This is a genomic window from Streptococcus sp. SR1 (assembly GCF_000526075.1).
In the GTDB taxonomy this organism is placed as follows: domain Bacteria; phylum Bacillota; class Bacilli; order Lactobacillales; family Streptococcaceae; genus Streptococcus; species Streptococcus halitosis.
In genome coordinates, this window is sequence record NZ_JATR01000014.1 from 83424 (window position 1) to 96952 (window position 13529).

At 43.1% G+C, this 13529-nt stretch carries 10 protein-coding genes; all 10 read left to right on the forward strand.

Annotated elements, in window-relative coordinates; translation table 11 throughout:
• Positions 1 to 37: 37 nt before the first annotated feature.
• Positions 38 to 400, forward strand: coding sequence for a holo-ACP synthase (gene acpS / locus HMPREF1518_RS04250; RefSeq protein WP_033584389.1), 363 nt, complete (start codon positions 38 to 40; stop codon positions 398 to 400).
• Positions 390 to 1493 carry an alanine racemase gene (gene alr, locus HMPREF1518_RS04255; protein WP_033584391.1) on the forward strand — a complete coding sequence of 368 codons (1104 nt, stop codon included), beginning with the start codon at positions 390 to 392 and terminating at the stop codon, positions 1491 to 1493. The genes acpS and alr overlap by 11 nt, the downstream gene beginning before the upstream one ends.
• Before the next feature lie 18 nt (positions 1494 to 1511).
• The gene (recG, locus tag HMPREF1518_RS04260) at positions 1512 to 3527 is read left to right on the forward strand and encodes an ATP-dependent DNA helicase RecG (protein ID WP_033584393.1); all 2016 of its coding nucleotides are present in this window, start codon (positions 1512 to 1514) and stop codon (positions 3525 to 3527) included.
• A gap of 310 nt (positions 3528 to 3837) precedes the next feature.
• Positions 3838 to 4320 carry a hotdog domain-containing protein gene (locus tag HMPREF1518_RS04265; protein ID WP_000894825.1) on the forward strand — a complete coding sequence of 161 codons (483 nt, stop codon included), beginning with the start codon at positions 3838 to 3840 and terminating at the stop codon, positions 4318 to 4320.
• Positions 4321 to 4478: 158 nt separating this feature from the next.
• Positions 4479 to 5459 (forward strand): acetylxylan esterase, encoded by a 981-nt coding sequence (locus HMPREF1518_RS04270; RefSeq protein WP_033584395.1) that lies wholly within the window; start codon positions 4479 to 4481, stop codon positions 5457 to 5459.
• Positions 5460 to 5793: 334 nt separating this feature from the next.
• Positions 5794 to 9186, forward strand: a complete 3393-nt coding sequence (locus HMPREF1518_RS04275) for an SIALI-17 repeat-containing surface protein (protein ID WP_033584571.1) — start codon at positions 5794 to 5796, stop codon at positions 9184 to 9186.
• Between the two features lie 233 nt (positions 9187 to 9419).
• On the forward strand, positions 9420 to 10118 hold the full coding sequence (locus HMPREF1518_RS04280; RefSeq protein WP_033584397.1) for an N-acetylmannosamine-6-phosphate 2-epimerase: 699 nt from the start codon (positions 9420 to 9422) through the stop codon (positions 10116 to 10118).
• 114 nt (positions 10119 to 10232) lie between these two features.
• The gene (locus HMPREF1518_RS04285; protein WP_033584399.1) at positions 10233 to 11561 is read left to right on the forward strand and encodes an ABC transporter substrate-binding protein; all 1329 of its coding nucleotides are present in this window, start codon (positions 10233 to 10235) and stop codon (positions 11559 to 11561) included.
• A gap of 219 nt (positions 11562 to 11780) precedes the next feature.
• Positions 11781 to 12647 (forward strand): carbohydrate ABC transporter permease, encoded by an 867-nt coding sequence (locus HMPREF1518_RS04290; protein ID WP_197018559.1) that lies wholly within the window; start codon positions 11781 to 11783, stop codon positions 12645 to 12647.
• 15 nt (positions 12648 to 12662) lie between these two features.
• Entirely contained in the window at positions 12663 to 13502 is an 840-nt protein-coding gene (locus tag HMPREF1518_RS04295) for a carbohydrate ABC transporter permease (RefSeq protein WP_001183243.1), read from the forward strand.
• Positions 13503 to 13529 lie beyond the last annotated feature (27 nt).

Sequence of the window (13529 nt, forward strand, 5' to 3'; positions counted from 1 at the left end):
GGATGGAGTTGGGGGAATCTCAACTCCTTTTGTGAGTATGATAGTTGGACACGGAATTGATATCGAAGAATTAGCTTCGATAGAAAACGCAGTTACACGACGTGAGGGCTTTGCTAAGCGCGTGCTGACACCTAAAGAAATGGAGTGTTTTGCCAGTCTTAAAGGGCGCAGACAGATTGAATACTTGGCAGGCCGCTGGTCGGCTAAGGAGGCCTTTTCCAAGGCTATGGGGACAGGAATTGGCAAACTGACCTTTCAGGATTTGGAAGTCTTGAACAATGAAAGAGGGGCGCCTTATTTTAGTCAGGCACCATTTTCAGGAAAGATTTGGCTGTCGATCAGCCATACAGATCAGTTTGTGACAGCCAGTGTCATTTTGGAGGAAAATCATGAAAGCTAGTCTACATAGACCAACCAAGGCTCTGATTCGTTTGGGAGCTATTCGACAAAATATACAACAAATGGGAAGTCATATCCCTAATGGTACGCTCAAATTTGCAGTAGTCAAGGCTAATGCTTATGGACATGGGGCGGTAGCTGTTGCAACGGCGATCCAGGATGTTGTTGATGGATTTTGCGTTTCCAATATCGATGAAGCTATCGAGTTGCGTCAAGCAGGTATAAACAAGAAAATCCTCATCTTAGGAGTTTCTGAGCTAGAAGCTGTTTCCCTAGCTAAAGAATACGACATCACCTTGACAGTGGCAGGGTTGGAGTGGATTCAAGCTCTCTTATCTAGGGAGAATGACCTAGCAGGCTTAACAGTTCACCTCAAGATTGACTCAGGAATGGGACGGATTGGTTTTAGAGAGGCCAGTGAGGCTGAGCAGGCTCAAGACTTGCTCAAACAACATGGTGCGCGTGTTGAGGGGATTTTTACCCACTTTGCTACTGCAGATGAGGAATCAGATACTTATTTTAATGCCCAGTTAGAACGATTTAAAGCTATTTTGGCAAGTATGAAGGAAGTTCCAGAGCTGGTTCATGCCAGCAACTCAGCAACGACCCTCTGGCATGCTGAAACTATTTTCAATGCGGTCCGTATGGGAGATTCCATGTATGGTCTCAATCCAAGTGGAGATGTCTTAGACTTGCCTTATGACTTGACACCAGCCTTGAGTTTGGAGTCTGCTCTGGTCCATGTCAAGACAGTGCCAGCTGGAGCTTGCATGGGCTATGGAGCCACCTATCAGGCGGATAGCGAGCAAGTCATCGCGACCGTGCCAATCGGTTATGCGGATGGTTGGACACGAGATATGCAAAATTTCACTGTCTTGGTAGATGGACAAGCTTGCCCAATCGTCGGACGGGTTTCTATGGACCAAATCACCATTCGCTTGCCTAAGATTTATCCGCTCGGAACAAAAGTAACACTGATCGGCACTAACGGGGACAAGGAAATCACAGCTACTCAGGTAGCGACCTATCGTGGAACTATTAACTATGAGGTGGTTTGCCTCCTCAGCGATCGCATTCCTCGAGAATATTATTAAAAAAGAAAGGAGTGGAGCATGAATCTACATCAACCCTTGCATGTCTTGCCTGGCGTGGGACCAAAGTCAGCAGAGAAATACGCCAAACTAGGAATTGAAAACTTGCAAGACCTCTTGCTCTACTTTCCTTTCCGTTATGAAGATTTCAAAACCAAGCAGGTCCTAGATCTGGAAGATGGCGAAAAGGCGGTTCTGTCTGGTCAAGTCGTGACACCTGCTAGTGTACAGTATTATGGTTTCAAGCGCAATCGCCTGCGTTTTAGCCTCAAGCAGGGAGAAGTCGTTTTTGCGGTGAATTTTTTTAACCAACCCTATCTGGCTGATAAGATAGAATTGGGAGCAACTCTTGCTGTCTTTGGGAAGTGGGACCGTGCCAAGGCCAGTTTGACTGGGATGAAGGTCCTAGCTCAGGTGGAAGATGACCTCCAACCTGTTTATCGTCTGGCTCAAGGAATCAGTCAGGCCAGTCTGGTCAAGGTCATCAAAACGGCCTTTGATCAGGGGTTAGACCTCTTGATTGAAGAAAATCTTCCCCAGTCTTTGCTGGATAAATACAAACTCATGTCCCGTTGCCAGGCTGTTCGCGCTATGCATTTTCCTAAGGATTTAGCAGAATACAAGCAGGCCCTTCGCCGGATCAAGTTTGAAGAACTCTTTTATTTTCAGATGCAGTTGCAGTCACTCAAGTCTGAAAATAGAGTTCAGGGAAGTGGTCTGGTTCTGAATTGGTCCCAGGAAAAAGTATCGGCTGTTAAAGAAAGTCTGCCTTTTGACCTGACCCAAGCTCAAGAAAAGAGTTTGCAGGAAATTTTGACCGACATGGAGTCCGACCACCACATGAATCGTCTCCTGCAAGGAGATGTGGGGAGCGGAAAAACGGTGGTTGCTGGTTTGGCCATGTTTGCGGCGGTGACGGCTGGCTACCAGGCAGCCCTCATGGTGCCAACAGAAATCCTAGCAGAGCAACACTTTGAGAGTTTACAGAACCTTTTTCCAGACTTGAAACTCGCTCTCTTGACAGGTTCCTTAAAAGCTGCAGAAAAAAGAGAAGTTTTAGAGACCATTGCCAAGGGTGAGGCTGACTTTATTATCGGAACCCACGCTCTGATACAGGATGGGGTTGATTATGCTCGTCTTGGTTTGATTATCATCGATGAGCAGCACCGTTTTGGTGTGGGCCAAAGGCGTATTTTACGGGAAAAAGGGGACAATCCTGACGTTCTCATGATGACAGCGACGCCCATTCCACGGACGCTGGCTATCACAGCATTTGGCGATATGGATGTTTCTATTATTGACCAGATGCCAGCAGGTCGGAAGCCTATTGTGACTCGCTGGATTAAGCATGAGCAGTTGCCTCAGGTCTTGACTTGGTTAGAGGGGGAAATCCAAAAAGGTTCGCAAGCCTACGTCATCTCTCCCTTGATTGAGGAATCTGAAGCTCTGGATCTGAAAAATGCCATTGCCTTATCAGAAGAGTTGACGGCTCATTTTACTGGTAAGGCAGAAGTAGCCCTCCTACATGGCAAGATGAAGAGTGACGAAAAAGACCAGATTATGCAGGAGTTCAAAGAGAGAAAAACGGATATTCTGGTTTCGACGACGGTTATCGAGGTTGGGGTTAATGTTCCCAATGCGACCGTCATGATTATCATGGATGCCGATCGCTTCGGCCTCAGCCAGCTTCACCAGCTCAGAGGTCGTGTTGGTCGGGGGGACAAGCAGTCCTATGCTGTTCTTGTGGCTAATCCCAAGACGGATTCTGGGAAAGATCGTATGCGCATCATGACAGAAACGACTAATGGATTTGTCCTTGCAGAGGAAGATTTGAAAATGCGTGGTTCTGGTGAGATTTTTGGAACCAGACAGTCTGGGTTACCAGAGTTTCAAGTAGCGGATATTATCGAAGATTTTCCGATTTTAGAAGAAGCCAGAAAGGTTGCCAGCTACATTAGTTCGATAGAAGGTTGGCAAGAGGATCCGGAGTGGCGCATGATTGCTCTCCACTTAGAAAAGAGAGAACATCTGGATTAAGCCTTTTCTAAGAAATCTATAAGCTAGCTTTTAGATTTGGTTCTTATACTAGAGTCATCAAAAAGAAACGAGGATTCTCACATGACTATTAAAGTAACCTACCAAAAGAAATTCCAAACCGTCAAACTAGAGAAAGGAGTTAGCACCTATTGATAACCAAAGAGCGGAAACGCTCTTTTTATTTTTATAAAATAGTCGACTATAAATCAAACTTAGTCGAGTGATAAAAAGATATTAGTCTCCAAGCCTATTTACTCTTTGACTGAAGCTTGATATAATTGCCCCATATGAGTAAAGAGGAGTGAAAAGAATGTTAGAAACAAGAACGATTGCTATCCAAGATAGGTATGGAGAACGATTTCAGCATTGTTGGGGATGTGGTCCCAAGAATGATTTAGGCTTACATTTAAAAACCTATCCAAGTATAGATGGAAAGAGTTGTATTAGTCGGATAAAGCTTGAAAATGCTTATACTGGTGGAGTTCCATCAAATGTCTTTGGAGGAATGATAGCGACTATTTTTGATTGCCATGGCACGGCCTCAGCAGCTTGGTTTGCCCATCATCAAAAAGGGTTGGAACTGACGAAATCAACTGTGATAGGACGTTTTATTACTGCTCACTTGGAGATTGATTACCTTAGTCCTAGTCCAATTGAAGATGAAATTGTGGTCACTTCTACTCTGGAGGAATTAGGGGAAAGAAAAGCAATTATTGCTATGGAGATGACAGTGGCTACTAAAGTCCGTGCCAAAGCCAAAATGGTAGCAGTTGCTGTGAAGGATCATATGTAAAACGGAAGATTAGAAGTTTAAGATTTTAAAACTACTTTCAGACGATCAGTTTCAGGGAGGAGAATTTAAAATCACTTTCTGTTTACCATTCTTTCTTGCATTGCTTTCCTAGATATGCTAGAGTTATGATAGCGATTACAAAACTAAAGGAGCATGCTATGAAAAATCCAGCTTTGTTAGAAGAAATCAAGACCTATCTAGGACGGGATGAGGTTCCAGAAGATTTTGATGCTTTCTGGGATGAAGAGGTCAAAAAAGTTTCATCTCTTCCAGCCTACCAGTTGGAGGAAAGAGATTTCCATATTTCCCAAGTCAAGTGCTATGAGCTCACTTTTGAAGGAACCAATGAAGGTAAGGTCTACGCACGCGTCGTTCTTCCAAAGAGTGAGGGTAAAGTTCCCCTAATCTTCCATTTTCATGGTTATATGGGGCGTGGCTGGGACTGGGCTGACATGCTGGCCTATACTGTGGCTGGTTACGGTGTTGTTTCCATGGACGTTCGTGGTCAGTCGGGCTATTCTCAAGACGGCTTGCGCTCTCCACTAGGAAATACGGTTAAGGGGCACATCATCCGTGGTGCTGTGGAAGGTCGGGATCATCTCTTTTATAAGGATGTCTATCTGGATATTTACCAGTTGGTTGAAATTGTTGCTAGTCTGCCTCAGGTAGATGAGAATCGGCTTTTCAGCTATGGTGCCTCACAAGGTGGGGCTTTAGCCCTAGTTGCAGCAGCGCTCAATCCTCGGATTCAGAAAACAGTTGCCATCTATCCTTTCTTGTCTGATTTTAGACGAGTGCTTGAGATTGGCAATACCAGCGAAGCCTATGATGAACTTTTCCGATATTTCAAGTTTCACGATCCCTTCCATGAAACAGAGGAGGAAATCATGGCGACCCTTGCCTATATCGATGTGAAAAATCTTGCCCATCGCATTCAAGGTGAGGTCAAGATGATTACGGGCTTGGATGACGATGTTTGCTATCCTATTACCCAGTTTGCGATATACAACCGTCTGACCTGTGACAAAGCCTATCGCATCATGCCAGAGTATGCTCACGAAGCCATGAATGTTTTTGTCAATGACCAAGTTTATAACTGGCTCTGTGGCAGCGAGATTCCTTTTAAGTACGTAAGATAATGAATGAGAGAGCCCAGGAGCTCTCTTTTTTATGTCCAAAACCTGAAAGTACTTTTAGATAATTTAAAATATTAAAATATTCTTAAAAGTAAAATCTATTCTGTGAGAACATAGATATAAATATAAGACTTTATTGTATAATAAAGGAAAAGTCACTTGTGAAAGGAGGAAAAGGCTGCTGGACGCTTAAAGAATGGCTCAGCAGAAATGGGAGAGGATTGGGAGCTCTCATTAAGTTGGATACTTTCTTGTAAAACTTGTCTCTTGAAGAGACAATAAAAATTTTTAAAGAAAAAAGAAAGCGCTTTATTTTATGAAAAATGAAAGGACAAACATGAATTACAAATCTTTAGATCGGAAACAGCGATACGGAATTCGAAAATTTGCAGTCGGGGCGGCATCGGTAGTGATTGGTACAGTAGTATTTGGAGCAAATCCAGTCTTAGCTCAAGAGCAAGCCAATGCAGCAGGAGCCAATACAGAAACTGTCGAACATGGTCAAGGTTTATCAGAATTGCCAAAAGAAGTGTCCTCGGGAGATCTTGCTCACTTGGATAAGGATTTGGCTGGTAAATTGGCAGCAGCTCAAGACAACGGCGTTGAGGTGGACCAAGACCATTTGAAAAAAAATGAGAGTGCAGAATCAGAAACCCCATCCTCTACCGAAACCCCTGCAGAAGAAGCAAATAAGGAAGAGGAATCAGAGGATCAGGGGGCTATTCCTCGTGACTATTACTCAAGAGATTTAAAAAATGCTAATCCTGTCCTTGAAAAAGAAGATGTTGAAACCAATGCAGCAAATGGTCAGAGAGTTGATTTATCAAGTGAACTAAATAAACTAAAGCAACTAAAAAATGCTACAGTTCACATGGAGTTCAAACCAGATGCATCAGCTCCACGCTTTTACAATCTCTTCTCGGTATCCAGTGACACCAAGGAAAATGAGTACTTTACTATGTCGGTCCTTGATAATACAGCTCTTATTGAAGGGCGTGGCGCTAACGGAGAGCAGTTCTATGATAAGTATACAGATGCTCCTTTGAAAGTTCGCCCTGGACAATGGAATTCTGTGACCTTTACTGTCGAACAACCGACAGCAGAGTTACCTCATGGTCGAGTTCGTCTCTATGTGAACGGTGTCTTATCTCGAACTAGTCTCAAATCTGGTAACTTCATCAAAAATATGCCAGATGTTAATCAAGCTCAACTTGGAGCAACCAAACGGGGCAATAAAACAGTTTGGGCATCAAATCTACAAGTTCGAAACCTAACTGTCTATGATCGTGCTTTAAGCCCAGATGAAGTTCAAACACGGAGTCAACTATTTGAAAGAGGCGATTTGGAGAAGAAACTTCCAGAAGGTGCGAAAATCTCTGAGAAAGAAGACGTCTTTGAAGGCGGAATGCATAACCAACCAAATAAAGATGGAATCAAGAGTTATCGTATTCCAGCTCTGCTCAAGACAGATAAAGGAACTTTAATCGCTGGTGCAGATGAACGCCGTCTCCATTCGAGTGACTGGGGTGATATCGGCATGGTCATCAGACGCAGTGAAGATAATGGTAAAACTTGGGGAGATCGAGTAACTATTACCAACCTACGTGACAATCCAAAGGCTTCTGATCCATCAATCGGTTCACCAGTGAATATCGATATGACCCTGACTCAAGATCCTGAAACCAAACGCATTTTTGCCATTTATGACATGTTCCCAGAAGGAAAAGGAATCTTTGGAATGTCTTCGCAAAAAGAAGAAGCCTACAAAGAAATCAATGGTAAAACCTATCAACTCCTCTATCGAGAAGGTGAACAGGAAGCTTATACTATTCGAGAAAATGGTACAGTTTACACTCCAGATGGTAAAGCAACAGACTACCGTGTTGTTGTAGAACCTGTTAAACCGGCCTATAGCGACAAGGGTGATCTATACAAGGGTGACCAGCTACTGGGCAATATCTACTTCACAACAAACAAAACTTCTCCATTTAGAATTGCGAAGGATAGCTACCTATGGATGTCTTACAGCGATGACGACGGGAAGACCTGGTCAGCGCCTCAAGATATTACTCCGATGGTCAAAGCCGATTGGATGAAATTCCTAGGAGTAGGTCCTGGAGTGGGGATTACCCTTCGTACTGGACCACATAAAGGTCGAATCGTCGTTCCTGTCTATACGACCAACCGGGCTAACCACCTCAATGGCTCTCAATCATCTCGAATCATCTACTCAGACGACCATGGTAAGACTTGGCATATGGGTGGTGGTGTCAACGACAATCGTACACTTTATGATGGTACAGTAGTCGATTCAAGTACCATGAGTAATTATTATGCTCAAAATACAGAAGCTTCAGTTGTTCAGTTAAACAATGGGGACCTCAAACTCTTTATGCGTGGGTTGACAGAAGATCTACAGGTTGCAACCAGTCATGATGGTGGTCTAACTTGGGACAATAACGTTGAACGCTACGATGTGCCAGACGTTTATGTTCAAATGGCTGCGACTCACACGGTTCAAAATGGCAAAGAGTATATTCTATTAGCAAATGCAAATGGTCCAGGTCGTAAAAATGGTTATATTCGAGTGGCTCGTGTAGAAGAAGATGGCCAGCTAACTTGGTTGCACCACCATTTGATTCAAGAAGGTGAGTATGCTTATAACTCACTTCAACAAATCGGACCAGATGAATTTGGACTTTTATATGAACACCATGATCCTGGAGGTGTTCCATACACACTTTCCTTCAAGAAGTTCAACTGGGATTTCTTGACCAAGGAAAGAATTTCTCCTAAAGAAGCAAAAGTGAAATATGCTATCCAAAAATGGCCAGGTATCATTGCTATGGAGTTCGATTCGGAAGTATTGGTAAACAAGGCTCCGACCCTTCAATTGGCAAATGGCAAGACAGCAACCTTTATGACCCAGTACGATACAAAAACACTCCTATTTACAGTGGATCCAGAGGATATGGGGCAAAGGATTACAGGTCTAGCTGAGGGTGCAATTGAAAGTATGCATAATTTACCAGTTTCTTTAGCTGGCTCTAAACTAAGCGATGGTATTAATGGCAGTGAAGCTGCTATCCATGAAGTTCCAGAGTTTACAGGTGGTGTTAATGCAGAAGAAGCGGCTGTGGCAGAGGTACCAGAGTACACGGGACCATTGGCAACAGCAGGTGAAGAACCAGCTCCAACAGTAGAAAAACCGGAATTCACTGGTGGTGTAAATGCAGAAGGAGCGGCTGTGGCAGAGGTACCAGAGTACACCGGTCCATTGGCAACGGTAGGTGAAGAACCGGCTCCAACGGTAGCAAAACCAGAATTCACAGGTGGTGTCAATGCAGTTGAGGCAGCAGTCCATGAGATTCCTGAGTTTAAAGGAGGAGTGAATGCAGTTCAAGCAGCCTCAAACGAGGTTCCAGAATATAGCGGAGGTGCTAACTTTGTCTTGGCAGCTTCAAATGACCTGCCAGAGTATAAGGGTGGAGTCAATGGCGCTGAGGCAGCAGTCCATGAAGTGCCAGAGTACAAGGGAGACACCAATATAGTATTGGCAGCTGCAGACAACAAACTGTCTCTAGGCCAAGATGTGACCTATCAAGCGCCAGCAGCTAAACAAGATGAACTTCCAAATACGGGAAGCAAGGAAACCAGCTCACTAATTTCCCTTGGCCTTGCGGGCGTCCTCTTATCACTTTTTGCATTTGGAAAGAAGAGAAAAGAATAATAAGCAAGAGCTTTTTGAGTAAGTTTCAGAAGAGATAGCAGGTTTTCAAGCCTGCTATCTTTTTTGATGACATTCAGGTTGATTCGAAATCATAAGAGGCCTGAAACTACTTTCAGGAACGGCTGTTCTATAAAATACTTTTGAAACTGAAATCTATTCTATCACAAGCTATTGAAAGCGCTTAACAAATAATATATAATAAGCCCATAAGAACAAGAAAGGGAGGAAAGAGGATGCCACAGATCAGCAAAGAAGCCTTGATTGAACAAATCAAAGATGGAATCATTGTCTCTTGCCAGGCACTTCCTCACGAACCGCTTTATACAGAAGCGGGAGGAGTCATTCCCTTGCTAGTCAAAGCGGCTGAGCAAGGTGGAGCAGTCGGTATCCGAGCAAACAGTGTTCGCGATATCAAGGAGATCAAGGAGGTTACGAAACTCCCGATTATCGGGATTATCAAACGTGACTATCCGCCACAGGAGCCTTTCATTACAGCTACGATGAGAGAAGTGGATGAACTGGCTGAACTAGATATTGAGGTCATTGCTCTGGATTGTACCAAACGTGAACGTTACGATGGTTTGGAAATCCAAGACTTTATCCGACAAGTCAAAGAAAAATATCCGCATCAACTCTTGATGGCTGATACCAGTACTTTTGAAGAAGGAATTGCAGCGGTTGAAGCAGGTGTTGATTTTGTTGGAACAACCCTATCAGGTTATACCTCTTATAGTCCGAAAGTAGATGGTCCAGACTTTGAACTGATCAAAAAACTGTGTGAAGCAAGTGTGGATGTCATCGCTGAAGGGAAGATTCACACACCAGAACAAGCCAAGCAAATCCTTGAATATGGAGTGCGAGGTATCGTTGTTGGTGGAGCGATTACTAGACCAAAAGAGATTACGGAACGCTTTGTTGCCGGTCTTAAATAACACAATCTCAAAACAGAGGAGAGTGGTCGATGCGTCGGATAAAATGAAAACGTATACAAATATAAACTTGCTCATTATCCAATATGGATACGCTTAACAATTAGGAGAATACAAATGAAATTTAGAAAACTAGCTTGTACAGTACTTGCGGGTGCTGCGATTCTTGGCCTTGCTGCTTGTGGTAACTCTGGTGGAAGTAAAGATGCTGGAAATTCTGGTAGCGATAGCGGAAAAACAGAAATCACTTGGTGGGCATTCCCAGTCTTCACACAAGAAAAAACGGGTGACGGTGTTGGAACTTATGAAAAATCAATCATCGAAGCTTTTGAAAAAGCAAATCCAGATGTAAAAGTGAAATTGGAAACCATCGACTTCAAGTCAGGTCCTGAAAAGATCACAACAGCCATCGAAGCAGGGACAGCGCCAGACGTACTCTTTGACGCACCAGGGCGTATCATCCAATACGGTAAAAATGGTAAATTGGCTGAGTTGAACGACCTCTTCACAGACGAATTCATCAAAGATGTCAACAACGAAAACATCGTACAAGCAAGTAAGGCTGGAGACAAAGCTTACATGTATCCAATCAGTTCAGCTCCATTCTACATGGCTATGAACAAGAAAATGTTGGAAGATGCTGGAGTTGCAAACCTTGTAAAAGAAGGTTGGACAACTGATGACTTTGAAAAAGTTTTGAAAGCGCTTAAAGATAAAGGCTATACACCAGGTTCATTGTTCAGTTCTGGTCAAGGGGGAGACCAAGGAACACGTGCCTTCATCGCAAACCTTTATGGCGGTTCTGTAACAGACAAAGACGTAACCAAATATACAACAGACGATCCTAAATTCGTCAAAGGTCTTGAAAAAGCTGCTAGCTGGATTAAAGACGGTTTGTTGAACAACGGTTCACAATTTGACGGTGGAGCAGACATCCAAAACTTTGCCAACGGTCAAACTTCATACACAATCCTTTGGGCACCAGCTCAAAACGGTATCCAAGCGAAGCTCTTGGAAGCAAGTAAGGTAGACGTGGTAGAAGTACCATTCCCATCAGACTCTGGTAAACCATCTCTTGAATACCTTGTAAACGGATTTGCAGTATTTAACAACAAAGACGATAAGAAAATCGCAGCTGCTAAGAAATTCGTTCAATTCATCGCAGATGACAAAGAATGGGGTCCTAAAGACGTAGTTCGTACAGGTGCCTTCCCAGTTCGTACATCATTTGGCAAACTTTATGATGACAAACGTATGGAAACAATCAGTAGCTGGACTAAATACTACTCACCATACTACAACACAATCGATGGATTTGCTGAAATGAGAACACTTTGGTTCCCAATGTTGCAATCTGTATCAAATGGTGATGAAAAACCAGCGGATGCTTTGAAAGCCTTCACTGAAAAAGCTAACGAAACCATCAAAAAAGCTACAAAACAATAAGCACTAAGTCAGATTGATTCCCCCCTTTTCCCTGTGCACTATGGTGTAAGAAAAGGGGGACTTTTGTTTGAAATGGTAGGAACTGTCACGAAATTAAAATGAAGTTCTTACATAAGCGAATCTTAAAAAATTTCATTTTGGTTTTAAAACAGTTCAAGAAAATCAAAAACTATTCTATTTGAAAGAGAGGTGCCGACTGTGAAAGTCAATAAAATTCGTATGCGGGAAACAGTGATTTCCTACGCTTTCCTAGCACCAGTGTTATTCTTCTTTGTCATCTTTGTCTTGGCTCCTATGATTATGGGATTCATTACAAGTTTCTTTAACTACTCCATGACTAAATTTGAGTTTGTGGGCTTGGACAACTACATTCGCATGTTTAAAGACCCTGTCTTTATGAAGTCTTTGATCAATACCGTTATCCTGGTTATTGGATCTGTTCCGATTGTGGTTCTCTTCTCGCTCTTTGTAGCATCTCAAACCTATCATCAAAATACCATTGCCCGTTCTTTCTATCGTTTCGTCTTCTTCCTTCCTGTAGTCACAGGTAGTGTTGCCGTAACGGTTGTATGGAAATGGATCTATGACCCCCTATCAGGGATTCTAAACTTTGTCCTTAAGTCAAGCCACATCATCAGCCAAAATATTTCTTGGCTTGGTGACAAAAACTGGGCTTTGCTAGCGATTATGATTATCCTTTTGACAACATCTGTTGGTCAACCGATTATCCTTTATATCGCTGCCATGGGGAATATTGACAACTCACTTGTTGAAGCAGCGCGTGTTGATGGTGCGACTGAATTTCAAGTCTTTTGGAAGATCAAATGGCCTAGCCTTCTTCCAACAACTCTTTACATCGCAATCATTACGACTATCAACTCATTCCAATGTTTCGCCTTGATTCAGCTCTTGACATCTGGTGGTCCAAACTACTCAACAAGTACCTTGATGTACTACCTTTACGAAAAAGCCTTCCAATTGACAGAATACGGCTATGCAAATACCATCGGTGTCTTCTTGGCAGTGATGATTGCCATTGTCAGCTTTGCTCAATTCAAGATCCTCGGAAACGACGTAGAATACTAAAGAAAGGAGACAGTTATGCAACCTACACAAAAGAAACCCTTAACAGCTTTCACTGTTATTTCAACGATTATCTTGCTCTTGTTGACTGTACTGTTCATCTTTCCATTCTACTGGATCTTGACAGGGGCCTTCAAATCACAGCCTGATACCATTATGATTCCGCCACAGTGGTTCCCTAAAATGCCAACCATGGAGAACTTCCAACAACTCATGGTGCAAAACCCTGCTATGCAGTGGATGTGGAACTCTGTATTTATCTCACTAGTAACTATGTTCCTAGTCTGTGCAACCTCTTCTCTAGCAGGTTATGTCTTGGCTAAGAAACGTTTCTATGGTCAACGCATCCTCTTTGCAGTCTTTATCGCTGCCATGGCTCTTCCAAAACAAGTTGTCCTTGTACCATTGGTACGTATCGTCAACTTCATGGGAATTCACGATACACTTTGGGCAGTGATTTTGCCTTTGATTGGATGGCCATTTGGGGTCTTCCTTATGAAACAATTCAGTGAAAATATCCCTACAGAATTGCTTGAATCAGCTAAAATCGACGGTTGTGGTGAGATTCGTACCTTCTGGAGCGTAGCCTTTCCAATTGTGAAACCAGGATTTGCAGCTCTTGCGATCTTTACCTTCATCAATACTTGGAATGACTACTTCATGCAGTTGGTTATGTTGACTTCACGTCAAAACTTGACCATCTCACTCGGGGTTGCGACCATGCAGGCCGAAATGGCGACCAACTATGGTTTGATCATGGCGGGTGCAGCTCTTGCGGCCGTGCCAATCGTAACCGTCTTCCTTGTCTTCCAAAAATCCTTCACTCAGGGTATTACTATGGGAGCTGTTAAAGGATAAGATTCTGCGAAAATTGAATTCAAACTA